Below are 24736 nucleotides of genomic sequence, written 5' to 3' on the forward strand. Positions count from 1 at the left end.
AAGGCGAGACAGGGGAGGTTTGCGCGGCGCGTCGGATAGGGGCTGGGTGAGGCCCTGACCGAGCCGCGCGGACATGAGGTCCACGGGCAGGCGCGATTTCGGGCGGCCCGAGAGGAGACAGACAGATGCTCAGGAAAAAGACGAACGGGGTAGCGAGAAGCCCCCGGGGCGGATCGATCCTTCAGGCGGCCGCCTCGAAGAAGGTTGATCGCCGCACGTTTCTGCGCGGCTCGGGGCTCGCCATCGGCGGGCTCGCCGCGCTGGCCACCACCGCCGGGCGGGTGACCCGCGCCGAGGCGCAGGTGGCCAACCCAGGCAAGCTGGAAATCAAGAAGACCGTCTGCACCCACTGCTCGGTGGGCTGCACGGTGCTCGCCGAGGTGCGCGACGGCGTCTGGGTCGGGCAGGAGCCCGGCTGGGACAGCCCCTTCAACCTCGGGGCCCATTGCGCCAAGGGCGCCTCGGTGCGCGAGCATGCCCATGGCGAGCGCCGCCTGAAGTACCCGATGAAGCTCGTCGGCGGCGAGTGGAAGCGCATCAGCTGGGAAGACGCCATCAACGAGATCGGCGACAAGATGCTGGAGATCCGCGAGACCAGCGGGCCTGACAGCGTCTACTGGCTGGGCTCGGCCAAGCATAACAACGAGCAGGCCTATCTGTTCCGCAAGTTCGCCGCCTACTGGGGCACGAACAACGTCGACCACCAGGCGCGGATCTGCCACTCCACCACGGTTGCGGGGGTTGCCAACACATGGGGCTACGGCGCCATGACCAACTCCTACAACGACATCCACAACTCCCGCGCCATTTTCCTCATCGGCGGCAACCCCGCCGAGGCGCACCCGGTGTCGCTTCTGCACATCCTGCGCGCCAAGGAGCAGAACAACGCGCCGCTGATCGTCTGCGATCCGCGCTTCACCCGCACCGCGGCGCACGCCGATGAATATGTGCGCTTCCGCCCCGGCACCGATGTGGCGCTGATCTGGGGCATCCTCTGGCACATCTTCGAGAACGGCTGGGAGGACAAGGAGTTCATCCGCACCCGCGTGTGGGGGATGGACCAGATCCGCGAGGAGGTCGCCAAGTGGACGCCCGAGGAGACCGAGCGGGTCACCGGCGTGCCCGGCAGCCAGCTCGAGCGCGTCGCGCGCACGCTCGTCAACAACAAGCCCGGCACGGTGATCTGGTGCATGGGCGGCACGCAGCACACCAACGGCAACAACAACACCCGTGCCTACTGCATCCTGCAACTGGCGCTGGGCAACATGGGCGTGGCCGGCGGCGGCACCAACATCTTCCGCGGCCATGACAACGTGCAGGGCGCGACCGACCTTGGCGTGCTCAGCCACGACCTGCCCGGCTACTATGGCCTTTCGGACGGCGCCTGGGCGCACTGGGCGCGTGTCTGGGAGGAGGACCTCGACTGGCTGAAGTCGCGGTTCGCCTCGGATGAGATGCGCACCTCGAGCGGCATTCCTGTGAGCCGTTGGATCGACGGTGTGCTCGAAGCCAAGGAGAACATCGACCAGCCCGACAACGTCCGCGCCATGGTGTTCTGGGGGCACGCGCCCAACTCGCAGACGCGCCTGCCGGAAATGAAGAAGGCGATGGAGAAGCTGGACCTGCTGGTCGTGGTCGATCCATACCCGACGATGTCGGCGGTGATGCACGACCGCACCGACGGGATGTATCTGCTGCCCGCGTCCACGCAGTTCGAGACCTACGGTTCGGTCACCGCGTCGAACCGCTCGATCCAGTGGCGCGAGAAGGTGGTCGATCCGCTCTTCGAGAGCCGGCCGGACCACATCATCCTCGCCATGTTCGCGCAGAAGTTCGGCTTCGCCGACCGGCTGTTCCGCAACATCGAGGTGCAGGACACGAAGTGGGGTCCCGAGCCGCTGATCGAGGACATCACCCGCGAGTTCAACCGCGGCATGTGGACGATCGGCTACACCGGCCAGAGCCCGGAACGGCTGAAGAAGCACATGGCCTATCAGCACACCTTCGACCGCACCACGCTGCAGGCGGTCGGCGGGCCGTGCGACGGCGAGTACTACGGTCTGCCGTGGCCGTGCTGGGGCACGCCGGAGATGGGGCATCCCGGCACGCCGATCCTCTATGACATGTCCAAGCCCGTCTCCAAGGGCGGCCTCACGTTCCGCGCCCGCTTCGGCGTGGAGCGCAACGGCGAGAACCTGCTCGCCGAGGGCGTCTACTCGGTCGGCTCCGACATTCAGGACGGCTACCCCGAATTCACCATGCAGATGCTGATGGATCTGGGATGGGATTCGGAGCTGACGCCGGAGGAGCGCGCCACCATCGAGAAGGTCGCGGGCTCGCCCGACAAGATCGGCTCGGTCAACTGGAAGACCGACCTTTCGGGCGGTATCCAGAGGGTGGCCATCGCCCATGAATGCGCACCGTTCGGCAACGCCAAGGCGCGCGCGGTTGTGTGGACCTTCCCCGACCCGGTGCCGCTGCACCGCGAGCCGCTCTACACGCCGCGGCGCGATCTGGTGGCGGACTACCCGACCTACGAGGACCGCAAGTTCTACCGCCTGCCGACGCTCTATGCGTCGATCCAGAAGCAGGACTTCTCGAAGGACTTCCCGCTCATCCTCACCTCCGGCCGTCTGGTCGAATACGAGGGCGGCGGCGACGAGACGCGGTCGAACCCGTGGCTCGCCGAGCTGCAGCAGGACATGTTCGTCGAGATCAACCCGCGTGACGCCAACAACCTCGGCGTGCGCGACGGGGAGATGGTCTGGGTCGAGGGCCCCGAGGGCGGCAAGGTGAAGGTCATGGCCATGGTCACCCGGCGGGTTGGCGAAGGGGTGGTCTTCATGCCCTTCCACTTCGGTGGCTGGTTCCAGGGCGAGGATCGCCGTCACAAGTATCCCAAGGGCGCTGATCCTTACGTGCTCGGGGAAGCTTCGAACACCGCACAGACCTACGGCTACGACTCGGTCACCCAGATGCAGGAGACCAAGACGACGCTGTGCAAGGTCTATGCGGCCTGAGGGAGGAATGACGAATGGCTAGGGTAAAGTTCCTCGTCGACGCGGAGCGCTGCATCGAGTGCAACGCCTGCGTGACGGCCTGCAAGAACGAGCACGAGGTGCCCTGGGGCATCAACCGCCGCCGCGTCGTCACCATCAATGACGGCGTGCCGGGCGAGCGGACGATCTCGGTGGCCTGCATGCACTGCTCGGATGCGCCGTGCATGGCGGTCTGTCCGGTGGACTGTTTCTACCAGACGGCCGACGGCATCGTGCTGCATTCGAAGGATCTGTGCATCGGCTGCGGCTACTGCTTCTATGCGTGCCCCTTCGGCGCGCCGCAGTATCCGCAGGCGGGCGCCTTCGGCTCGCGCGGCAAGATGGACAAGTGCACCTTCTGTGCCGGCGGTCCCGAACCGGACAACTCCACCGAGGAGTTCGTCAAGTACGGCCGCAACCGGATCGCCGAGGGCAAGCTGCCCATCTGCGCGGAGATGTGCGCCACCAAGGCGCTTCTGGCCGGCGACGGCGACGTCGTCTCCAACATCTACCGCGAGCGCGTCGTGGCGCGCGGCTTCGGCTCCGGCGCCTGGGGCTGGGGCACCGCCTACGAGCAGAAGGGCGGCTGAGAAGGCTGAAGAGACGGCAGACGCCCTGGCCTCCGAGCCGGGGCGTCTCCCCGCCTGCGTCCGGTGTCCCCTCCTCCGGCCGCGCGCGTCCGTCGAACGGCGGGGGAATTTCCGGCTCGGGCGGCGCCCGTCGCATGGCTCGCCCGGCTCGGCACATCGGCTCAGCATGGCAAACGGGAGACGACCGATGCGCATGATCCGTCTGGTCATGACGGGAATTGTTGCCGCCCTGCTCTGGGCGGGCGCCGCCCCGGCGCAGGATGGCAGCGCCGCCGCCGAGGACGGAGCGGAAGAAAGCCACATCCAGACTCTCGAGGACATCCTCAAGCGCCAGCAGGGGCTCGACCTTCAGCGCTTGAAGGAAGATCTGCTGCGCCGGCCGCCGCCGCCGCGCGAGGCGCCCCTGCCGCCGGAGCTCGCGGTTCTGGGAGGGCAGTCCGACTCCGACATCTGGCGGGCCATCAAGGGGGGGCTGCAGGCAAGCCCCGCATCCGACACCGCCAGCGGCTGGCTCATGCAGACCTTCGGCGAGGACTGGCGGCACTTCCGGCGCGAGGTGATCCTTAAGTACACGCCATGGATCCTCGGCGGCGTGCTCGCGCTGATCCTCGCCTTCTACCTCATCCGCGGGCGCATCCCGATCGAGGGCGGCCGTTCGGGGCGCTGGATTCCGCGATTTTCGCTGTCGCATCGCGTGGTGCACTGGTGCCTGGCCGTGACCTTCATCATCATGGGAGTCACCGGCCTGTTCATCATGCTGGGCCGGCCGCTCCTGCTGCCGCTCATCGGCAAGGAAATTCACGCCGCGCTCCTCAATGCCGCGCTGCGCATCCACAACCTGCTCGGGCCGGTGTTCATCGTCGCTCTCGTGGCCATGGTGATCCGCTTCATGCGGGGCAACTTCTTCTCGCGCGTCGATCTGCAATGGCTGCTCAAGGGGGGCGGGCTCTTCGGCGGACATGCGCACTCGCACTTCTATAATTTCGGCGAGAAGACCTGGTACTGGGTGGTTGTGTTCGTCGGGCTTGGCATGGCCGCGACGGGTACGCTGTTGCTGTTTCCCTGGCTTGCGGAGGATCTGCGTTGGCTGCAGCTCTCCACGGTGCTGCACGGCATCGGCGCCGTGCTGATGATCTCCTTTGCGCTCGGTCACATGTATGTGGGCTCCATCGGCATCGAGGGGGCGCTCGACGGCATGGTGCGCGGCGAGGTGGACGAGAACTGGGCCAGGGAACATCACGACCTGTGGTATGAGGAGGTGACCGGCAAGAAGGCCGGACACGCCGAGGATGCGGACGCAAGCGGGTCGCTGGCAAAGGGCACGTCCTGATCGGACCCGCCGGGTCAGGGTCCGGCGGGGGAGGGTCCGGCGGCACGGTCCGCGGCCGCTTGTGCGGGTGGCCTCGGCCCTCCTCGCCGGGCTCTGGGCCGCCGCCCTCCTTGCCGCCGCCGATGCGCAGGCGAACGGCTTTGCCTCGCTGGAGGGGCACGGCGGGCCGGTGATGGCGGTGGACATCTCCGAGGATGGCGCCCGCGCGCTCACCGGCAGCTTCGACAATTCCGTGGGGCTGTGGGATGCGGAGCGCGCGGCGCCGATCCGCTGGCTTGACGGACACGAGGCGGCGGTCAAGGCCGTGCGCTTCATCGATGCGCGCCGCGCGGTGTCGGGCGGCGACGACATGACCGCGCGCATCTGGGATCTCGAGACGGGCGAAGCGCTGCATGTGCTCGAGGGCCACACCGGCGTGGTGGAGGCCGTCGCCGTCTCGCCTGACCGCCGGCTTGTCGCCACCGCGAGCCGCGACCGGCGCGTGGGGCTGTGGGATGTCGAGAGCGGCGCGCATCTGGGCTGGCTCGAGGGGCACGGCGGGCCGGTCAATGACGTCGCCTTCGCGGATGGGCTGATCTTCACCGCCGCGGCGGACGGCACCATCCGCAGCTGGGATCCCGCGACGCGCCAGATGAAGCGCATCATGCTGCGCCACGGCTTCGGCGTCACCGCCGTGCTTGTCGATCCCGCGCGCGGCTGGCTTGTCTACGGCGCGCAGGATGGCGGCACCAGGGTGATCGACCTTGCCACCGATGCGCTCCTCGCCGATCTGACCGCCGACCGCCGCCCGGTGCTGGCGCTTGCCGAAAGCCCCGATGCCGGCCAGCTCGCCATCGGCGACGGGCAGGGCCACATCATGGTGGTGAACACGGCCGACTGGTCGGTCGTCAGCGACTTCCGCGCCGCCCTGAGGGGGCCGATCTGGGCTCTCGCGTGGGATGGCGCGGGCACCCGGCTTCTGGCCGGAGGCATCGCCGACAGCGCCCATTTCTGGCCGGTGGGCGCGAAAGCCGCGGGCCCGCTCATGGACGCGCGCAACCGCCCGTTCCTGCGCGATCCGGCCACCATGTCGAATGGCGAGCGCCAGTTTCAGCGGAAATGCTCCATCTGCCACGCGCTCACCGAAGACGGCGTGCGCCGCGCCGGCCCCAGCCTTGCCGGCATCTTCGGGCGCAAGGCCGGGACGTGGCCGGGCTATGTCTATTCCGATGCGGTGGCGCGCTCGAGCATTGTCTGGAGCGAGGAGACCATCGACGCGCTGTTCGCGATCGGGCCCGAGCACTATATCCCCGGCACGAAGATGCCTGCCCAGCGCATCACCGACCCGCAGGACCGTGCCGATCTGATCGCCTTCCTGCGCGACAACAGCTGAGGATGCGGGGCGGGGCACAGTGGTTGCAGCCGGTCATGGGCTGTGAAAAGCTCCGCGCGAACAGGGAGTTGCCGCAAGAATGTGGGAAATCTGGCAGGGGATCATCGCCGCCGCCCGATTGCTGGTCACGCTCGATGCGGACCTCGTCGAGATCACCCTGCGCTCGCTTCAGGTAACGCTGACGGCGGTGGCCATCGGCTCGGCCATCGCCCTGCCCTTGGGCGCCTGGCTCGCGGTGCAGCGCTTTCGCTGGCGCCGCGCGGTGATCGCCACGCTGAATGCGCTGATGGGCCTGCCGCCGGTGGTGGTGGGGCTCGTTGTCTATCTGCTTCTGTCGCGCTCGGGGCCTTTCGGGGCGCTCGGGCTCATCTTCACGCCAACCGCCATGATCATCGCGCAGGTGATCATCGTGGTCCCGCTCATCGCCTCCATCGCGCATCAGGCCATTCGCGAGCTGTGGTCGGACTATCACGACCTCCTGCTCTCGCTCGGCGCCTCCAAGCGCCAGCGCATCGCCACGCTGATCTGGGATGCCCGCCGCGCGCTTCTGACCGCCGGGCTCGCTGGCTTCGGCCGCGCCATCGGCGAGGTCGGCGCGATCATGATCGTGGGCGGCAACATCGACCACGCCACGCGGGTTCTGACCACCGCCATTGCGCTCGAGACCTCCAAGGGCGATTTCGCGCTCGCGCTGGGGCTCGGCTTCGTGCTGATCGGGCTGGCGCTACTGGTGAACTATGCCATCCACGCGCTCTCGCGCACCGAGCGGGAGGGCCGCTGGTGAGCGCGATCCTGCCCGCCCGCGCCGAGGGGCTCACGGTCAGGCGGCGGGGGCGCACTCTCGTCGGCCCGGTTGACCTCGACATCTCCGCCGAGGGCCTGACCATCCTCATGGGGCCGAACGGGGCGGGCAAGACCACGCTTCTGCGCGCTCTGCACGGGCTCGAGCGGCTGGCGGCGGGGCGGGTGCTCTGGGGAATGCCGCTCAGGGCCGCGCGCGCCGCACAGGCCTTCGTCTTTCAGACGCCGGTTCTCTTGCGCCGCAGTGTCATCGACAACATCGCCTATCCGCTGCGCCTCCAGGGCGTGGGGCGCGCCGAGGCGCGGGCGCGCGCGGCGGAGTGGGCCGGCCGGGTGGGGCTCGCGCAGGCGCTCGAGCGGCCGGCCGAAGTGCTTTCGGGCGGGGAGCGGCAGAAGATGGCGCTCGCGCGGGCGCTCATCCGCAGCCCGCAGATCCTGTTTCTCGATGAGCCGACGGCCAATCTCGACGGCCGCTCTATGCGCGAGATCGAGGCGATCCTGCGCGAGGCGCGGGCGGCGGGCACGCGCATCTTCATGGCCACCCACAACATTGGCCAGGCGCGGCGGCTGGCAAGCGAGGTGGTGTTCCTCTACCGTGGGCGCGTGCATGAGGCCGCCACGGCAGAGGCTTTCTTCGACGCACCTGCCACGCCGGAGGCCGCGGCCTTCATCCGGGGAGACATCGTGGAATGAGACCGATCCTGACGGCAGCCCTGATGCTTCTCGCATGGGCGGGGCTCGCCCAGGCGCAGGAGAAGGTGGTGCGCCTTGCCGTGACCACCTCCTTTCACAACTCGGGGCTCGCGGAAGTGCTCCTGCCCGAGATCAGGCGCGATCTGGGCCTCACCGTGCAGCTTCTCGTTGTCGGCACGGGTCAGGCGCTCAGGCTGGGGCAGGCGGGGGATGTCGATGCGGTGCTGGTGCATTCCCGCGCGGCGGAGGAGGAGTTCGTGGCCCAGGGCTGGGGCACGCATCGCCGCGAGATCATGTACAACGACTTCGTGCTGATCGGCCCCGAAGATGACCCCGCAGGCGTTGCCGGGGCGGCGGGCGCGGCGGAGGCGTTGCAGCGCATCGCCACGGCCGGGGCGCCGTTCGTGAGCCGGGGCGATGACAGCGGCACGCACCGGCGCGAGCGCGCGCTCTGGCAGGCGGCCGGTATCGACCCTTTGCACGCGAGCGGGCGGTGGTATCGCGAGGCGGGGGCGGGAATGGGCGCGGCGCTCAACATCGCCGCCGGCATGGGCGCCTACGTGCTTTCTGACCGCGCCACATGGCTCAATTTCGGCCACAAGGACGGGCTCAGGATACTGTTCGAGGGGGATCCGGCGCTTTTCAACCAGTACGCCTTCATCCCCGTGAACCCCGAGCGTCACGGCCATGTGAAGGCCGATCTCGTGGCCGCGCTCGAGGCGTGGCTGACCTCCGAGAAGGGCCAGCGGCTCATCGGCGTCTATGAGATCGACGGGCAGAAGCTTTTCGTGCCGAATGCCGCGCAGGAGGGAAGCGATGGGTAGTGGAGCATCCCTTGGCGTGAAGGTCGTAACCGGCCGTCAGGCCGGGCAGCGCCCGGCCCGCCCCCCCCGTCGGGCCGGGCGCCGCCCTTCGCGTGGCGCCAGCGGAAGGGGACTGGCGCCATGACCACGCCCCCCTTCCTCATCGCCCCGAACCCCGACGACCCGCGCCTGACGCGCGCCGTCGAGGGGGTGGATCACGAAGGCAAGCCCGTCTCCGCCCGCGTCGTCATGGAGCGGCCGCTGACGATCTTCCTCAATTCCCAGGAGATCGTCACCGCCATGACGATCGGCGACTATCCCGAATATCTCGCGCTCGGTTTCCTGCTCAATCAGGGGATGCTCAAGCGCGACGACGAGGTGACGGGCATCGACTTCGACGAGGAGCTCGAGACGGTCGTGGTGCGCACCGCCCGCGCGACCGATTACGAGGAGAAGCTGAAGAAGAAGACCCGCACCTCGGGCTGTGCCGTCGGCACCGTCTTCGGCGACATGATGGAGGGGCTCGAAGGGCTCACCCTGCCGGCGGCCGAGCTGCGCACCTCCTGGCTCTATAAGCTCTCGCGCGCCATCAACACCGCACCCAGCCTCTATCTCGCCGCCGGCGCCATCCACGGCACGGTGCTCTGCCGGCAGGACCGCCCGCTCGTCTACATGGAGGATGTCGGCCGCCACAACGCGGTCGACAAGATCGCCGGCTGGATGTTCGCCGAAGGCGAGCAGGGGGCCGACAAGATCCTTTACACCACGGGCCGGCTGACCTCCGAGATGGTGATCAAATGCGCGCAGATGGGCATTCCCGTGCTCGCCTCGCGTTCGGGCTTCACCGCCTGGGGGGTGGAGATCGCCCGGCAGGTGGGCCTCACGCTGATCGGGCGGATGCGCGGGCGGCGGTTCTTATGCCTCTCGGGGGCCGAACGCATCGTCTGGGACGCAGGCCCCGAGGCGGGCGAGGAGGAAGACCCGCGCCTCATGCGCAAGGGCGCGCGGGGCGCGGACTGAGCGGCCGCCATGCCGGCGCGCGCTGACGGCGCGCATGGGCCGGCTGCGGCGAGAGGTGGGCAAGGAGGAGCAAGCCATGACGCAGCAGCAGGAGGCGTGCAGCGAGCGCGTGCGCGGCTGGTGGCGCACCGCCATCATCGACATGGCGCCGGGGCGCATCGCCCTGCGCGGCCGGCCGGTCGAGGAACTCATCGGCAATGTCGGCCTTGCCGAGATGATCTGGCTGATGCTGCGCGGCCAGATGCCCCAGCCGGGGCAGGCCGCGCTTCTCGAAGCCGCGCTCGTCGCCGCGGTCGATCACGGGCCGCAGGCTCCCTCCATCGCCGCCGCGCGCATGGCCGCGACCTGCGGGGTCGGTCTCAACAATGCCATCGCCACCGGCGTGAACATGCTCGGCGACGTTCACGGCGGGGCAGGCGAGCAATGCGCCGAGCTTCTCAATGACATCGCCGCGCGCATCGATGCCGGCGCGCCACTCGGGCGCGCGGTGGAGGAGGGGCTTTCGGACTGGCGCGCGCGCCGCGGGCGGATCGTGCCGGGCTATGGTCATCGCTTCCACAAGCCGGTGGACCCGCGCGCGCCGCGGCTGATGGCGCTGGTGCGCGCCGCCGCGGCCGAAGGCACGGTCTCGGGCCGGTTTGCCGACATCGGCGAGGCGGTGCAGGCATCCGTCGGCCGGGCGCGCGGGGCGCCCATCGCCATGAACATCGACGGCGCGACGGCAGTGATCTTCTGCGAGCTCGGCTTTGCGCCCCCGCTTGCGCGCGGGCTGTTCTGCCTCTCGCGCTCGGTCGGCATCCTCGCCCACGCCTGGGAGCAGATGTGCCAGGGCGGGCGTAACAAGGGCCCGATGCCGCCCGAGTGCCTGCCTCTTCACGAGGAGGGTGGCACGGGCTGAGCGCCCCGCCCGCACGCCCCAACCCTTCCCGCCGCCGCTTAACCGGCCATTAAGAAAACCGAAGGTTAATGCTCTGGCCGCGGGCCCGGCCGCCCTTGCGCGTTCCGGCGGGCGGCACGGTTGTGGCGCTCGACAGGGGAGGGCAGATGCAGATGAACACGCCGCTGATCGCAACTCGCGCGGGGCAGGAACGTGAGGCGGCTTGCGCGCCGCCGCTCCACGCGCGCCTCAAGCGGCCCGCTCCCGCGGCGATGACAGAGGTTCTGGGCATTCCCCTGACCCTTGTCGATCTCGACACCGCCGCCGCCCGCATCCGCGCCTGGGCGCGTGACGGGCAGGGGCGCTATGTCGGCGTGCGCGATGTCGCCTCGACCGAGGCGATGTCACGCGATCCCGCACTCCTGCAGGTGGCGCGCGGCGCGGCGATGAACCTGGCCGACGGGATGCCGCTTGTGTGGCTGGCGCGCGCGCGGGGATTGCCGGCGACCCGCGCGGCCGGGCCTGACCTGATGGAGAAGATGCTCTCCGAGGGCGGCGACGGGCTCAGGCACTTTCTCTATGGCGGCGCGCCGGGAGTGGCCGAGCGGCTGGCGGCGCGCTTTGCGCCTCGCACGCGGATCGTGGGCGTCTGCAGCCCGGCCTTCCGCCCGCTGACGACCGAGGAGGATGCCGCGATCACCGCGCAGATCCGCGACAGCGGCGCCGATGTGGTGTGGGTGGGCATCTCCTCGCCCAGACAGGATGTATGGATGGCCGAGCATGTCGATCGCCTGCCGGCAACGCTCATCGGCGTCGGCGCCGCCTTCGACTTTCTCTCCGGCGCCCGGCCGCGCGCCCCGCGGTGGATGCAGCGCGCGGGGCTTGAGTGGAGCTTTCGGCTGGCCACGGATTTCCGCCGCCTCTGGCCGCGCTATCTGATCGGCGCGCCGCGCTTTCTGGCGCGGCTGGCGCTTGCCGCCGCGGCCGGGCGCGGCTGAGGTTCCGATGACGTCGCCGCCGGTGCCGCCGCGCGCCTCATGGCCGTCGCGAGGCGGGCGCCCGCACGCCCGCCCCGCCGGGACGGCTTCCGGCTCAAAGGATGCGCAGCCGCCGCACCCACCGCTCGGCAAAGGGGCTTGCGACATGCCCCGGCGCGAGTGCCACGGCGCTGCGCAAGTCCACCGCGCCGCTCCCGTGGGTGATCTCGAGGTCATGCGTGCCGCTCCAGCGCTCAAGCGTCACGACATCCCCGGCCCGCGCGCCGGGCCCGCCCGAGGAGAGGATCAGGCTCGTCGCCACATCCCCGGCCTCGATCTGCGCGCCGAGCACGATGACATCCTCGCCCGCGACCGCGCTGTTCGGCCCCACGCCAAGCCGCCCCTCGTCGGCGGCAGCATCGGGCGTGAAGGTCATCTCCACCTTCCGCACGCCGCCGGCGAGCACCAGATTGCGCACATCGCTGATCGCTCCGGCCCCGCCGCTCAGCGCCGCCACCGCGCCGGCCGGCCCCGTGGCCACCGATTCCACCCCCGCCGTCACGTTGCGGATGTTCACCATGATCTCGCCGGAGCTGCCCGGCAGATACCACACGCTCAGCTGGAGCGGTGTGCCGGCGCTCCACCCGCCGGTGACCACCTGGGCGCGGTGCCATTTCTCGCCACCGCCGGCCACGGCGAGCCCCGGAAAAAGCCCCATGGCACCAAGCGAAAGCGTGGTGAGCGTGGCATTGAGCGCGCTCCAGCGCGGCCCCGCCGCCACCGCCTCATGCACCAGATTGGTGGCCGCCGGCTCCACCAGAAGGCCGAGCGGCGCGAGGCTGACCGGGTCATGGTCAAACCGTGGCGCGTCCGGGCCGATGAGCTCGATCGTGCCATCGGCGGCGATGCGGGTCGCGGGCGAGGCCCGGGCGAGGCCCACGCCGGCGGGCAGCCGGGGCCCGCCGAGCTCCAGCGTCACCGGGAAGGGGCGGCGCCCACGCACCGCCACCGCCGGTATCGAAACGCCAAGCATCGCTCAGACCCGGAAGGCGTGAATGCCGGCCGCGGTGGTGCCTGTTGCCATCACCTGCCGCACGCCCACGGGCAGGATGGCGAAATCACCCACGGTGAAGCTGCGTGTCTCGCCCGCCGCGGTGACCACGCTCAGCGTGCCGCCCGTCTCCACATAGAGCGCCACGGCGGTGAAGCCGAGCCCCACGGCATCATCGGCGTTCACCGGCACGAGGTCGCGCGCCGGCCCGCCAAGCGGCATCGCCCGGCTCGAGAAGGGATTGTCCATGATGCGTCACTCCTCATTGCAACGATTCCGCCCAAAGCGTGAAGCCAAGGGGTTTCCGGCCTCTGACCTCACCGTGCGCTGCGCGGGAAGTGTGATGAGAAGTGCTTCAAAAACAGCACTCAAGAGGCTGAAAAATAGCGTTTTGTCCCCCTCGGCGTTCGTGACTTCGGACCCGGTCCGAAAGGCGGCGGAATGAGCGTGGCGCCCGCCATTTCCGTCGTCACGGCCGCCCGCAACATGGAGCGCTTCGCGGCCGAGACGATCCGTTCGGTGATCGCCCAGAAGCAGGCCGGCGACGAGTATCTGTTCATCGACGGCGCCTCGACCGACGCCACCCTCGCGATCGCCCGCGGCTTCGGCCAGGCGATCGACGTCCTCGTCTCCGAGCCCGACGCCGGCCAGTATCACGCCATCGCCAAGGGCATGGCGCGCGCCCGCGGCGAGATCCTCTGCTGGATCAACGCCGATGACGTCCTCATGCCGTGGACCTTTGCCGTGGTGCGCGAGATCTTCGCCCGCTTTCCCGAGATCGACTGGATCATCGGCACGCCCGCCTATCTCTCCGCCAGCGGGCAGTTGACGCGAATCCAGAGCAAGCTTCCCGCCTATCCGCGCCGCTTCATCGCCAACGGCTGGTATCGCCGCGCGCTCGGCGGCTATCTGCAGCAGGAAAGCATGTTCTGGCGCCGCCGCCTGTGGGAGCGGACGGGCGGACTCGATCTGCGCTGGCGACTTGCCGCCGATTTCGAACTCTGGACGCGGTTTGCCGAACACGCCGAACTCGTCGCCGTGGACGTGCCCCTTGCGGCCTTCCGCGAGCGGCCGGGAGAGCAGCGCTCCTCGGCGCAAGCCGCGGACTATGACGCGGAGGTCGAGGCGATCTGCCGGCAAAAGCCCGCCCCGCCCCTGCCATGGCGCTGGCTGGCGCGCCGGGGCGTCGTCGCCCGCAGCCTGTGCCGCGGGCTGATTTCCTGCCACGGCGCGGCGCTTGTCCACGACAGGGGGCGTGGCGGATGGCGCAAGCTGGCGCGCAGGCGCAGCCTTGCGCGCGTGGGCTGGGGGCGGCTGGCTGACGAGTGGCTCGCCGCGCGGGGCGTGTCGTGACGGCGGCAACGTCACCGCGCGCGCGCCCCTTGCGAGGGCTTGCGGCAGAGGGGGCCACTCTCATCGTGCTGCGCGCCACTCAGGCGGGGTTCGGAATGCTTTCGATCGCGCTTCTCAGCCGCTCGATGGGGGAGGCGGCCTTGGCCCACGCGCTGATCGTCCTGTCGTTCATGGCCGCGGCCGGGCCGCTGACGGTGCTCGGCTTTGATACCGCGCTGCTGCGCGCTCGGGGCGCGCGCTCGCTGATCGTCCCGCTCGCGCGCCGGTTCGCACTGGTCTGGTCGGTGATCGCGGGGCTCATGGGCATCGCGGCAGTCTCCTTCGTTCCCGGCGACTGGCTTGCTGCCTGGCTCGGCGTGCGGCCGCTGCTGCTCGTGGCATGGCTTGCGCTGGTCGCGGCCCAGTCATTCCTGTCGGCGCTCCTGCTCGCTCTGGGGCGCTGCCGCTGCGCCCTCCTGTTTGGCGGCACGCTGTCGAGCGGGGTTGTCTGCCTTGCCATCGCGATCTTTCCAGCCGCCGGCACCGGCCTTTCCGGCCTCGCGGCGGCCCAGCTGGCCGGCCTTGGCCTGAGCATCGCCGCAGGCATGGCGGTTGTGCGCCGGGCAATGGCCGAAGCCGGGCCCGCGCGCCCCCTCTCGCCGAACTGGGGCGACATCGCGAGCGGCGCGCTGACCAACGCCGTTGCGGTCGTCGCCGGCCAGCTGCCCCTGTGGATGGTCGCCGCTCTCGGCACGCAGTCGCAGACGGTCGATCTTGGCCTTGCGATGCGGCTTGTGCTGCCGCTTGGATTCGTGCTGGTCGCCGCGCGCGCCATGGCCGCGCCGGTTCTTGCAACCGCGCGATCCGGCGGCTGGCCCGCACAGGCGGGCGGCGCGCTGTGCCGCATCGCGCGCGTCGCCGCGCTCGCGAGCGTGACGATGGCGCTCTGCATCGTGGTTCTTGCCCGGCCAGTGACGGAGGCACTCTTTGCGCGCGTGCCGGCCGATGCCGCCCTCCTGATCGGGCTCCTCGGCGTCGGCTCCTGTCTGCAGGCGGCCATCGGGCCGGGGCAGCTCGCCTTGCGCATCGCGGGCGGCGAGGCGGAGGCACTTGTCATCGCCGCGGGCCTCCTTGCCGGGCTCGCCGTTGGCGCGGGAGTCGGGTTTCTTATCCTTGGGCCGGCCGGTGTTGCGCTGGCGGCGTCGACGCATCTCGCCCTCGGCTCGGCGATTCCCGCCTGGCGCTTCACCCGCCGGAGCGGCGTCAGACTGGGCGCGGTGGGACCATGTGCCTGACGCCGGTCTTTCTTCTGTCTCTGCCGCGCTCGGGCTCCACCCTCCTGCAGCGCCGACTGGCGGCACATCCGGGCGTCGCCACGGTCGCCGAGCCATGGCTCCTTCTGCCCTTGCTCCTGGCCGGCCGCGCAGACATGGTCGCCGGCGTCCATGACCACGGCATGATGGCGCGCGCTCTGGAGGAGTTTCGCGGGCGCCTTCCCGCCGGCCAGAGCGACTGGGACGCGGCCGTGCGCGGCTTCGCCATGGGGCTGTACCGCAAGCTGGCCGGGCCGGGGGCGCGCGTGTTCATCGACAAGACGCCGCGCTATGCCCTCCTGGCCCGCGATCTGCTGCGCCTGTTCCCGCAGGGAAGGTTCATCGTCCTGACCCGGGAGCCGCCGGCCATCATCCAGTCGATCAACGACACATGGGGTGACGGTCGATGGATGGTGCCGCGCCACGCGATCGATCTCTTCGAGGGGCTCGACGGGCTTGCCGCCCTGGCGCGTGCGGCCGACCAGCGCATCCGCCTGATCCGCTACGAGGATATGCTCGAGAGGCCCGAAGACGTGCTGGCAGGGCTGTTCGAGTGGCTCGGGCTCGATCCGGCAGCCGCCCGTGTCAAGACGCCCCTGCTTGAGGGCACCATGGGAGACCCGCGCCGCCATGGCGACGACGGGCGCATGCGCCGGCGTTCGCCCGACTGGCGCGCGCGCGCCATCAATCCCCTGCGGCGCCGCTGGCAGCGCCGCTACCTCCTCTGGGCGGGCCGGGAGCGGCTGGCGGCCTTGGGCTACGGGCTCGAGGCGCTGCTTGACGATCTTGCCGCGGTGCCGTCAACCCTCGAGCATCTGGCCAGCGACGCCTGGCGCATGGGGGCGGCGCCGTTCTATCACCTTCTCGACGTGCCGTTGCGCCGCGAGAAGTTCGCGCGGCTCAGACGGGGGCGGCGCTGCCATGCATACCGCTGAAGCTTTTGCCCACAAGCGGCTGGAAGACCTGCTTGTTGTCCTCGTTCTGCTCGTCTCCAGCCGCGCCGCCCTGGTGAATTTCGCCGATGCCTTCCAGCTCGGCGTCTTCGCTCTGGCCCTTGCCTTCTGGCTCCTGCGCGGGGGCGGGATTTCGCCGGTTGTGATCGCCTTTCTCCTGCTCTCGCTCCTGTGGCTCGGGCTGCATGCGCTCATCGACGGCGCGATCGTTGTGCGCACCTGGGCGGGCCATTTTCTCAGGCTCCTGACCGCAGCCTTCGTGATCGGGGCCGTCTCGCGGCCGCTCGAGCGCCTGTCCCGCTGGGTCGTGATGCTGGCAGCGCTCTCGCTTGGGCTCTACGCCGCCGGGCTTGTCCTGCCCGGTCTGCCCGAGGCTCTGTACCGGCTGGCTCCCGAACCGTTGCGGTTTGTCGGCGGCACGCAGGTTGGCGAGACGCTCACCGGCTCGTGGCGGCGCGCGAGCTGGCTTGTGTACACCGTCGCGCCAGACAGGGCGGGGCAGAATCACGGCTTCATGTGGGAGCCGGCGGCCTTCGGCATGGTGCTTGCCCTGGCGCTCTGGGCGCGCCTGCTTGCCGGGCGCATCGGGCTCGATCCGGGCAACATCGTTCTGCTCGCGGCGATGGCGTCGACCTTCTCCACCACCACCTGGATCGGCGCGATGGTGAGCGTGGCTTTCATCCTTTGGCGTCACGGCGGCGGCTGGCGCCTCCTGCTTCTCCCGACGATTCCCGCCGCGGTTCTGGCCTGCCTCACCGCCGATTTTCTCCTGCCGAAGATAATTAAGGAAATTCAATCTGGTTACGCGCCGTACATGAGGTGGAGCCTGAGCCGGATGGCAAGTTTTCATCTCGACATTGCCGATCTCGTCCAGAGGCCGCTTCTTGGGCGCGGTCTCGTCATCTCGGGAGACGAGACCGCGCGCCTTCCCTCGAACAACGGCCTCAGCGACTATCTGGCGCGCTACGGGCTGGTGATGTCGCTGGCAAGCGCCTCGCTTCTCGTGACGAGCCTGCGGCGGGCGTTCGGGGCCGACGTGACCGCGCTTGCCGGCTTTCTGGCGGTTCTGCTGATCTTTGCCTGGGCCGAGAAATACTGGGAGCTGCCGCTCTTTCAGCTGTGGCTCTTCGCCGGCTTCTCCGGCGCCCGCCCGCACCACGCGGCATTGCGTGCGCCCGGGCAGGCGCACGGCGCGCGCGGCTACTGACCGGTGCCGCGCAGGACAGCGCCGACGGTGCAGAGCAGCAGCTGGAGGTCCTTGCCGAGGCTGATCGTGGCCAGGTAGTGCTCGTCATGGGCGACGCGGCTCGCGAAGACACCCCGCGCGCGTTCGGAGACCTGCCATGGCCCGGTCAGGCCCGGACGATGAAGGAAATAGGACCGCCCCCCGGCCCGACGGTAGGCGGCTTCTTGCCCGGGCGTGAACGGGCGCGCGCCGACCAGACTCATGTCGCCGCGCAACACGTTGATGAGTTGGGGAATTTCATCGATGCTGGTCTTGCGTAGAAAGCGGCCCAGCCGGGTGATGCGCGGATCATCCGACAGCTTCTGGAACCGCTCCCATTCGAGGCGCAGCCTCGGGTCGCGCGCGCAGAGATCAGCGAGCACGCCTTCTGCCCCCGGCACCATGGTGCGCAGCTTGAGGCATCGGAAGCGCCGCCCCCCGCGGCCAACGCGCGTCTGCGCATAAAAGGCAGGCCCGCCGTCGCAGCGGATGACGATCACGAGAATGGCCAGAAGCGGGAGAAACGCGGCAAGAAGGACGGCCGCGCCGAGAATGTCGAACAGGCGTTTGCCATGTCTCGCATAGAAGCCGTGCAGGGCGGAACCGCTTGCCGCGCCGCCGCGGTCGGGGACGGCGTCACCGACCGCAAGTTGCAAGGCTGCATTGACCGTTTCGTCCGACATCGCGCCCTCCCTGCCGGGCCAGCCTGCGGCTGTGGCCGGCCACGTCGGGGCTCATGAAGGCGAAATTTCCCTAAGGATCCGTAAAGCGGTTAATGGCCGTCTAACGGCAGAGGCAAACGCCGCGGTCCGGTGTCCGGGCGCGGCTTCGAAGATCCGGCATTTTTGCTGAATTTCAAAGAACAAGGCACCGTCTCTTAACAGGTTTCTCACCTTCCGACGCAAGGCTCTCTGGTGGTGGGGGCAGTTGGGCAGGCGCGCGCCTGCATCGAGGGGGTGAGATGATGGCTCAAGGGGCAAGAGGCCGCCTTCTGGCGGCGGCCTGTCTTGTATCAGTTCTCATGCCGGCGGCCTGCGCCGGGGCTCAGGGCAGGCTCGTGGTGGGCGATGATCCGGGCGGATCCTTGCCCGCGCGGGTGGCGCAGGTCGCCCGGCTGCGCGCCGAAGGGGCGGTTGTGGAGATTCGCGGGCGCTACTGCCTGTCGGCATGCACGCTCTACATCGGGCTGCCGCGCGCCTGCGTCTCCCCGGCAACAGTATTCGGCTTCCACGGGCCGAGCTCGCGCTTTTACGGCATCTCCCTACCGCCCCGCCAGTTCGAGCATTGGTCGCGGGTGATGGCGGCGCATTATCCGCCCCGGCTTCGCCGCTGGTTCATGGCCAGCGCGCGTCATGTAACCATGGGCTTTGCCCGCCTCTCCGGGCGAGAGCTGATTGCACTCGGGGTTGCCGCCTGCCCCGGCGCAGCTGGCGCCAGCCTCGACCCCGGCCGCAGCGATGCCGGTCTGCCCCCCTCTGTCACGACGGGCTCGCCGCCACCGGCGTGAACAGCTCGAGGCCGTCAAGCGCGACGGCCGGATCGGCCAGAATTGCGGCAAGCGTCCGCATCGAGTGCGCCTGCGCGGCATCTGTCGAAGCCTCGGCAAGCAGTCGCAGGGCCGCTGCGACGGCGGAGCGCGCGGCAGTGCCGCTGTGCGCTTCGGCGATGAGGAGCGCCGCCAGGATGCCGAGGCGTTCATTGAGCTCGGGCAGTGGCGCGCCTTGCCTGCGCAGCGCTTCGACAAATCCCCCGGCCCAGGCCACGCAGGCGCGCTCGGCGCTGCAGGCACCGCGCAGTGCCGGCCCGTCGAGGGCGGTGCCGCCAGGTGGGAGGGTCTCCTCCGCCCCTGCCGCGAACGGCAGCACCAGCGGCAGGATAACGGCCAGGATGCGCCCAGGAGCGCACAACGCCCGTCCTCTTTGTCGCCTCAAGATCGCGTCCATGCCGCCGAGTGTGTCCGAGCACGCTTAACATTTCCCTAACCTTCGCCTGCTTGCATGGCCGTGCGGTCGCAGAAGGCGGCTTGCGCCGAGGGCGGAGATGTCGTGACATGCAGCGCGCGAAATCAGGCATGGCCTCATCCGGTGCGGTGCAGGCGGGCAGCGGGGGGCGGGCGATGAAGCTCGGCGGCGCAGTGCTGCTCGTCGCCCTCGCTGCCCTGTCAGTCTGGTTGCTGCCGCGCGAAATCGCCGCCGAGCGCCTTGCGCGGGCGGGCCCGGCCGCAACGGTCGCCCGGCTTTCCGCGGTCGGGGCGCCAGCCGACATGCCCCTGTCCCAGCGCGGACGCGTCGCGCTCATACGCGGCTGTCTCGAAGGGCTCGTGGGCACGCTTTCCGGTCTCGTGGTGGGGCGGGCGCGTGCCCGTCTGTCAGAGCGCTGCGCCGCCGCGGCCGAGACGGCCGCGCAGGAATGGCCGGGTCATGGGCCGGCGTTCCTCGTGCGCGCCGCCGCTCTCGCCGCTCGGGAAATCAGGCGCGAAAACCAGCTCGCGCTCGCGCGGCCGCAACGGGTGGAGGCGCTGCTCGAGGCGGCCCGCCGCCGCGCGCCGGCGGAAGCCTGGCAAGCGGGTTGGCGTCTGGCCGTGGCCATGCGGCTTGGCCCTCCCGAGGCGCTGGCCGGTCTTTATCGCGCGCGGTCCGACATGGTCATCCTCTCCGAAAGCCCGCCCGGAGACGCGCTGGCGCGGTTGCTTGTTCGACACCCTGACTGGCGCGAGGAGGTCGGCGCGGCCCTTGCCGTGGCCAGCGCCAGGGCGCGGGCCAATGTCGCGGCGGCGCTCAGGCGCCTCTCGGGGGCGGCGGGGCGAGACAATGACGGTTGAGGCGTCGGGCATGCGTTTCAGCAGCAGTCGGGCGGCCTCGGCGGCCCCACCGGGCCGGATGCGAGCTGTCGGGTTCGCCTCCGCACATGTTCTCGAAGCGGCAACCTTGCCGATCCTCGCGCTGTCGCTGTGGGCCGTCGCGCTGGCCGACGGCGCCGCCCGCCCGGTGCTCTGGCTCGCAAGCACGGCGGTCTTCTGCGCGCTTCTCGCCCTGCGCCTCGCCGCCGACTGCTCGTTTCCGGCCGCGCCGGCGCACATGGCCCTGCCGCCCGGCCTTCGCATTCTCATCGCGATCGGCGCCGCCTTTCTCGCCGGTCTCGGGCTGCAGCTCGTGCCCCTGCCGCCGCCCCTGGCCGCTCTGGCGCCGCTGCCGCTCGAGCTGCCGGCAACCGCCCGGCCGGTCAGCCTGACCCCCTCGGCCACGGCCCTCGGCATTTTGCGCGGGGCGGGCGCACTGGCGCTGTTCTGTCTCGTCGCGCAACTGGCCTGTTGCCCGCGCGCGGCGCGGCGCCTCGCCTGGCTGATCGTGCTTGGCGTTGCCGGTCACGCTCTCCTGGCTCTGGCGGCTCTGCAGATGCCCGGGGAGGGGGTGCTCTGGTCGGCGAACAGCGCCTATCCCGGCTTCGCGACCGGCGGTTTCGTCAACCGCAACGCCTTTGCCGCCCATATGGGTCTGGGGATGAACCTGGCCCTTGCCCTTGCGCTGGCGGACGCGCGCCGGCGGCCGCCCGAGGCGCTGCTCCTCGTCAGTCTGGCCGGTGCGATGCTCGCGGCCCTGGCCGCCAGCGGATCGCGCATGGGGCTCGTCTCGTCACTGGTCGGCGCGGGCGTCGTGCTGTTTTTCGCGCGGCCGCGTCGCAGCCTGGCGCGGCGGCGTGGGGCGCAACACCCGTTGCGCGTGGCGCTTCCGGGCGTTCTTGCGCTCGGGCTCGTGGCCTTCCTCGCGGGGCGCGCGCTGCCTGACCGTCTGCTCGCCACGCCCGCGGCGCTGGAGGAGCGGCTCCTGCTCTGGCGCCAGAGCCTGCGGCTCATCTCCGAGCGACCGTGGACGGGCTTCGGATGGGACGGTTTCGCCGCGGCCTTCGAGCTCTATCACCGGCCCGAATTGTCCCCCGCGCGGGTGTGGGACTTTCCGCATGCGACGTATCTGACGCTTTGGTGCGAGGCGGGGCTCATCTGGGGCAGCTTGCCGCTCCTTGCCGGGCTGCTCGCGGGTGCGCGTCTCGTCGCGGGCCTTGGCGGCGCCGCCGCGCCGGCAAACCCGATGGCGGTGGCGGCGCTGGCCGCTCTCGTACAGGCGGCGCTGCACGCGGCGGCAGACTTCAGCTTCGAAATCGACGCCAACCTGCTTCTGTTGCTGGCGCTCATCGCACTCGGCCTGGGCCGCGCCGAGGCCCGTCGCTGCGGCGCCCTTGCCCGAAAGGAGTGCGACGATGGCTGACGGATCGCTTGCGCCTCCACCCGTGGCATCCCCGCGCACGGGCGTCACCGTACTTCCCGAGCGCGTGCTTGACGCGCGCGAGATCGCCGCCATCTGTCGGCGGCGCCTGCGCGACATCCTCGCCGTCACCGCGGCGGTGATGCTGATGTTTGCAACCGGGCTTCTCGTCGTCGAGCCGCGCTACACCGCGACCGCCCTGTTGCTCGTCGACCCGAGTCAGCAAGCCTTGCTGACGCCAGATGCACCGGGTTCCGCCCCAAGACCCGGCGCCGAGGGCGCCCGCGTCGAGAGCGAGGTCGAGATCGCCCGATCGAAAGCGACGCTCCTTGCCGCGATCGACCGTCTCGCCCTTGCCTCCGATCCCGAATTCGGGGCGGGCCCCACGCTGCCGGACAAGCTGCGTGCCGCGCTCGGCCTGCCCGCGGGCCCCCTGCCTTCGGGGCGCGTGCTGCTCGACAGTACCCTGGATCGCCTCGCGCGGGCGCTTGCGGTGCGGCGCCGCGGGCTCACCCAGGTTTTCGAGATCTCCGTGACGGCGCGTGAGCCGGAGCGCGCTGCACGCATCGCCAATGCGGTGGCCGAGGCCTATCTCGAGGGCCAGATCGCGGCGCGCACCCGCGTCGTCGAGCACGCGCGCGAGCTGTTGCGGGCCGAGGTTGCGCGCGCGCGCCAACGCCTCGCCGATGCCAACGCCGCCTTCGACGCCTTTCTTGCAGAGAATGTCGAGTTGCTGGTGAGCGACGCCGGCCGCGGCGACGTGCGCGCGCTCGATGCGGCGCTCGCCGAGCTTGCCGCCCGCCAGCGCTCCGTCGGCGAGAGCCTTGCCGCGGCCCAGCGCGCCGCAGGGGCCGGAGACTGGCAGGCGCTCCCCGAGCGGCTGTCGGATGCCGCGCTCGCCGCGCTGATCGACAAGCGCGAAGCCTTTCGCCGCCAGCTTTCACGCACGCCGCCGGACAGCCCGGCAATGGCCGACCTTCGGCGCGTCATTGCGTCGCTTGACGAGCGCATCGAGGCCGAAACCGATGCTGCGCTGCAGGACATGCGCGCCGAACTGGCCGAGATCGAGCGCCGCAAGGGCGAGATCGGCGCCGAGCTGCGGCAGGCGGTGCTTGGCGGTGCGCTGTCGTCAACCGCGCTGGCGCGACTGCACGAGCTGCGGCAGGAGGCGGGAATCGCCCGCGAGCAGCACGCCGCGCTCCTCGCGCGCCAGCGCGCGCTCGAGGCGCAGGCTCCCATCCAGGTCGCCGATGCGCGCATCGTCTCGCCGGCGCTCGCGCCCGGCAGCCCCTCCTTTCCCGACCGCGGCCTTGTCCTCTCAGTGGGCGCGCTCGTCGCCGCGGGCCTCGGGTTCGGCTTCGCGCTGATGCGCGAGCTCTGGTTCGGGGCTATCGTGTCGCCGGCGCAACTCGAATCCGCCGTCGCGCGGCCCCTTGCGGCGGTCATTCCCCGGCACGGGGGCCGCGAACCCCCGGCCGATGCCGTGGTGACCGCGCCGCAGGCACCCTGTGCCGAAGGCGTCCGCGGCCTTCGCGCCGCGATCGACAGGCACCTTCCGGCGGGCCGCCCCGGCGGGCGGGTCGTCATGCTCGCCTCCGCCGCCCCCGGCGAGGGCAAGTCGACCCTGGCGCTTGCCCTTGCCCGCGCCGAAGCGCAGATCGGCCGGAGGGTCATCGTCGTCGATGCCGATCTGCGGCGGCCCCACCTGGCCGCGCTTCTCGGCGCAACGCCCCTCTACGGGCTTGCCGATTACCTCGCCGAGCCCGACATCGAACCGGAGGGAGACGGGTTTCTGATCCCCGACCCGCTCAGTGAGGCCTCGGTTGTGGTTGGCCGCCCCTGGAGGGAGGGGCCGACCGACCGGCTGATCCTGTCCCCCGCCTTCGCGACGGTGATGCGGCATCTGCGCAGCATTGCCGACCTCGTGGTGATCGATACGCCGCCGCTTCTGGCCGTGGTCGATGCGGAGATTCTTGCCAACCATGCCGATGCGGCGGTGCTGGTCACGCGCCACGGGCGGACAGCGCAGGCGGACGCGCGAATGGCCGCCGCGCGCCTCGCCTCCGCGATGGGGTCCGAAAAGCCGCTCCTGCCGGTTCTCAACGCCTGTGGCAGAGGTGATGCCGCCTATGGGCTTCCGCCGTCTGGCTTGCCCGGCTGGGCGGGCTATTGACCTGCGTCCGGCCTGCTGGCCCATTGAGGAAGGCGGATTGTCAGGAGGGCGGCAATGGCGGGCGTGCTCGAGCGGGCAATGGAACGTGCCAGGGCGCGCGCGGCGCGCGTGGTCTTTCCCGAGGCGGAAGAGCCGCGGGTCGCGGCGGCGATTGCACGGATGCAGGCGGAGGGCATCTGCCGGCCGGTGCCGCTCGTTGCAGAGCCGGCCGAGGCGCATGTCACCGCGCTCGCCGAGCGGCGTGGGGTGAAGCCGCAGATCGCGCGACGGATGCTCGCGCGCCCGCTCTACCGCGCCGCGGCGATGGTGGCCGCGGGCGAGGCCGAGGCGATGGTTGCCGGGGCCGACGCGCCCACCCGCCGGGTGATCGAGGCCGCCTCCATGGTCATCGGGCTCGCGCCCGGTGTCTCCACCGTCTCCTCCTTCTTTCTGATGCTCTTTCCGGGCGGGCGCGAGATGATCTTTGCCGATTGCGCCGTCAACGTCGCGCCCACCGCCGGGGAGCTTGCCGACATCGCCCGTGCCACCGCGGCTTCGGCGCGCGCGCTTCTGGGCGAGGCGCGGGTGGCGCTTCTGTCCTATTCCACCGGCAGCTCGGGCGCGGGCGCTTCGGTGGAGATCGTGCGCGCGGCGGCCGAGGCCACGGGCTTTCCCGGGCCCTTGCAGGCCGACGCCGCGCTCAACGCATCAATCGCCGCGAAGAAGGGCGCGCCGGGCGGGGGAGAGGCCAATGTGCTGATCTTTCCCTCGCTCGATGCCGGCAACATCGCCTACAAGCTCGCCCAGGAGCTTGCCGGCGCGCAGGCCGTCGGGCCGTTCCTGCAGGGCTTTGCCCGCCCTGTCTGCGACCTCTCGCGCGGCGCGCGCGTCGAGGACATCATCGCCGCCACCGCCGTCACCGTGGCGATGGACGCGCCCGGCTGAGCCCT

23 protein-coding genes are annotated in these 24736 nt (G+C 70.4%); 19 read left to right on the forward strand and 4 right to left on the reverse strand.

Going from position 1 to position 24736, the window contains the following annotated elements:
- The first annotated feature begins 125 nt into the window (after positions 1-125).
- The 10 genes from BLQ14_RS11100 to BLQ14_RS11145 all read left to right on the forward strand — a co-directional run bounded on the left by BLQ14_RS11100 (position 126) and on the right by BLQ14_RS11145 (position 11522).
- On the forward strand, positions 126-3020 hold the full coding sequence (locus tag BLQ14_RS11100) for a formate dehydrogenase subunit alpha (protein WP_092500645.1): 2895 nt from the start codon (positions 126-128) through the stop codon (positions 3018-3020).
- 14 nt (positions 3021-3034) lie between these two features.
- On the forward strand, positions 3035-3628 hold the full coding sequence (gene fdh3B / locus BLQ14_RS11105) for a formate dehydrogenase FDH3 subunit beta (RefSeq protein ID WP_092500646.1): 594 nt from the start codon (positions 3035-3037) through the stop codon (positions 3626-3628).
- Between the two features lie 187 nt (positions 3629-3815).
- Entirely contained in the window at positions 3816-4958 is a 1143-nt protein-coding gene (locus tag BLQ14_RS11110; RefSeq protein ID WP_170068357.1) for a formate dehydrogenase subunit gamma, read from the forward strand.
- A 67-nt stretch (positions 4959-5025) separates the two neighbouring features.
- A complete protein-coding gene (locus tag BLQ14_RS11115) occupies positions 5026-6330 on the forward strand; it encodes a c-type cytochrome (protein WP_245657087.1) in 1305 nt (434 codons plus the stop codon).
- 79 nt (positions 6331-6409) lie between these two features.
- A complete protein-coding gene (locus BLQ14_RS11120; RefSeq protein ID WP_092500649.1) occupies positions 6410-7114 on the forward strand; it encodes an ABC transporter permease in 705 nt (234 codons plus the stop codon).
- A complete protein-coding gene (locus tag BLQ14_RS11125) occupies positions 7108-7824 on the forward strand; it encodes an ATP-binding cassette domain-containing protein (protein ID WP_092500875.1) in 717 nt (238 codons plus the stop codon). Before BLQ14_RS11120 ends, BLQ14_RS11125 begins: the two co-directional genes overlap by 7 nt.
- Positions 7821-8648, forward strand: a complete 828-nt coding sequence (locus BLQ14_RS11130) for an ABC transporter substrate-binding protein (protein WP_092500650.1) — start codon at positions 7821-7823, stop codon at positions 8646-8648. Before BLQ14_RS11125 ends, BLQ14_RS11130 begins: the two co-directional genes overlap by 4 nt.
- Before the next feature lie 120 nt (positions 8649-8768).
- Entirely contained in the window at positions 8769-9647 is an 879-nt protein-coding gene (locus BLQ14_RS11135) for a formate dehydrogenase accessory sulfurtransferase FdhD (RefSeq protein ID WP_092500651.1), read from the forward strand.
- 76 nt (positions 9648-9723) lie between these two features.
- Positions 9724-10545, forward strand: a complete 822-nt coding sequence (locus BLQ14_RS11140; RefSeq protein WP_092500876.1) for a citryl-CoA lyase — start codon at positions 9724-9726, stop codon at positions 10543-10545.
- Between the two features lie 68 nt (positions 10546-10613).
- Positions 10614-11522 carry a WecB/TagA/CpsF family glycosyltransferase gene (locus tag BLQ14_RS11145; protein WP_092500652.1) on the forward strand — a complete coding sequence of 303 codons (909 nt, stop codon included), beginning with the start codon at positions 10614-10616 and terminating at the stop codon, positions 11520-11522.
- Between the two features lie 94 nt (positions 11523-11616).
- Here BLQ14_RS11145 and BLQ14_RS11150 read toward each other — a convergent pair whose 3' ends face one another.
- Entirely contained in the window at positions 11617-12534 is a 918-nt protein-coding gene (locus tag BLQ14_RS11150) for a phage head spike fiber domain-containing protein (RefSeq protein WP_092500653.1), read from the reverse strand.
- A 3-nt stretch (positions 12535-12537) separates the two neighbouring features.
- Entirely contained in the window at positions 12538-12801 is a 264-nt protein-coding gene (locus tag BLQ14_RS11155) for a spike base protein, RCAP_Rcc01079 family (protein ID WP_092500654.1), read from the reverse strand.
- A 192-nt stretch (positions 12802-12993) separates the two neighbouring features.
- Here BLQ14_RS11155 and BLQ14_RS11160 point away from each other — a divergent pair, with 192 nt between their 5' ends.
- The 4 genes from BLQ14_RS11160 (at position 12994) to BLQ14_RS11170 (ending at position 17357) form a co-directional block, all read left to right on the forward strand.
- A complete protein-coding gene (locus BLQ14_RS11160) occupies positions 12994-13905 on the forward strand; it encodes a glycosyltransferase family 2 protein (protein WP_092500655.1) in 912 nt (303 codons plus the stop codon).
- A gap of 95 nt (positions 13906-14000) precedes the next feature.
- Positions 14001-15179, forward strand: coding sequence for a polysaccharide biosynthesis protein (locus tag BLQ14_RS15430; RefSeq protein WP_170068355.1), 1179 nt, complete (start codon positions 14001-14003; stop codon positions 15177-15179).
- The gene (locus tag BLQ14_RS15435; protein ID WP_170068354.1) at positions 15170-16132 is read left to right on the forward strand and encodes a sulfotransferase family protein; all 963 of its coding nucleotides are present in this window, start codon (positions 15170-15172) and stop codon (positions 16130-16132) included. The genes BLQ14_RS15430 and BLQ14_RS15435 overlap by 10 nt, the downstream gene beginning before the upstream one ends.
- Entirely contained in the window at positions 16119-17357 is a 1239-nt protein-coding gene (locus BLQ14_RS11170) for a hypothetical protein (protein ID WP_092500656.1), read from the forward strand. The genes BLQ14_RS15435 and BLQ14_RS11170 overlap by 14 nt, the downstream gene beginning before the upstream one ends.
- Here BLQ14_RS11170 and BLQ14_RS11175 read toward each other — a convergent pair.
- Complete coding sequence (locus tag BLQ14_RS11175) at positions 17351-18058, reverse strand: sugar transferase (RefSeq protein ID WP_092500657.1); 708 nt, start codon at positions 18056-18058, stop codon at positions 17351-17353. The two genes, BLQ14_RS11170 and BLQ14_RS11175, sit on opposite strands and share 7 nt — an antisense overlap.
- 377 nt (positions 18059-18435) lie before the next feature.
- On the opposite strand from BLQ14_RS11175, the gene BLQ14_RS11180 reads away from it, so the two are divergent.
- On the forward strand, positions 18436-18882 hold the full coding sequence (locus BLQ14_RS11180) for a hypothetical protein (protein WP_143004486.1): 447 nt from the start codon (positions 18436-18438) through the stop codon (positions 18880-18882).
- Here the strand turns inward: BLQ14_RS11180 and BLQ14_RS11185 are convergent.
- Positions 18854-19318 carry an amino acid synthesis family protein gene (locus BLQ14_RS11185; RefSeq protein ID WP_143004487.1) on the reverse strand — a complete coding sequence of 155 codons (465 nt, stop codon included), beginning with the start codon at positions 19316-19318 and terminating at the stop codon, positions 18854-18856. The two genes, BLQ14_RS11180 and BLQ14_RS11185, sit on opposite strands and share 29 nt — an antisense overlap.
- A gap of 107 nt (positions 19319-19425) precedes the next feature.
- On the opposite strand from BLQ14_RS11185, the gene BLQ14_RS15440 reads away from it, so the two are divergent.
- The 4 genes from BLQ14_RS15440 to BLQ14_RS11200 are packed head-to-tail and all read left to right on the forward strand — an operon-like array spanning position 19426 to position 24731.
- A complete protein-coding gene (locus BLQ14_RS15440; protein WP_176759544.1) occupies positions 19426-20196 on the forward strand; it encodes a hypothetical protein in 771 nt (256 codons plus the stop codon).
- A 10-nt stretch (positions 20197-20206) separates the two neighbouring features.
- Positions 20207-21637, forward strand: a complete 1431-nt coding sequence (locus tag BLQ14_RS15445; protein WP_215904815.1) for an O-antigen ligase family protein — start codon at positions 20207-20209, stop codon at positions 21635-21637.
- Complete coding sequence (locus tag BLQ14_RS11195; protein ID WP_092500661.1) at positions 21630-23807, forward strand: GumC family protein; 2178 nt, start codon at positions 21630-21632, stop codon at positions 23805-23807. The genes BLQ14_RS15445 and BLQ14_RS11195 overlap by 8 nt, the downstream gene beginning before the upstream one ends.
- A gap of 54 nt (positions 23808-23861) precedes the next feature.
- On the forward strand, positions 23862-24731 hold the full coding sequence (locus tag BLQ14_RS11200) for a phosphate acyltransferase (RefSeq protein WP_092500662.1): 870 nt from the start codon (positions 23862-23864) through the stop codon (positions 24729-24731).
- Positions 24732-24736 lie beyond the last annotated feature (5 nt).

This window comes from Meinhardsimonia xiamenensis (assembly GCF_900102905.1).
In the GTDB taxonomy this organism is placed as follows: domain Bacteria; phylum Pseudomonadota; class Alphaproteobacteria; order Rhodobacterales; family Rhodobacteraceae; genus Meinhardsimonia; species Meinhardsimonia xiamenensis.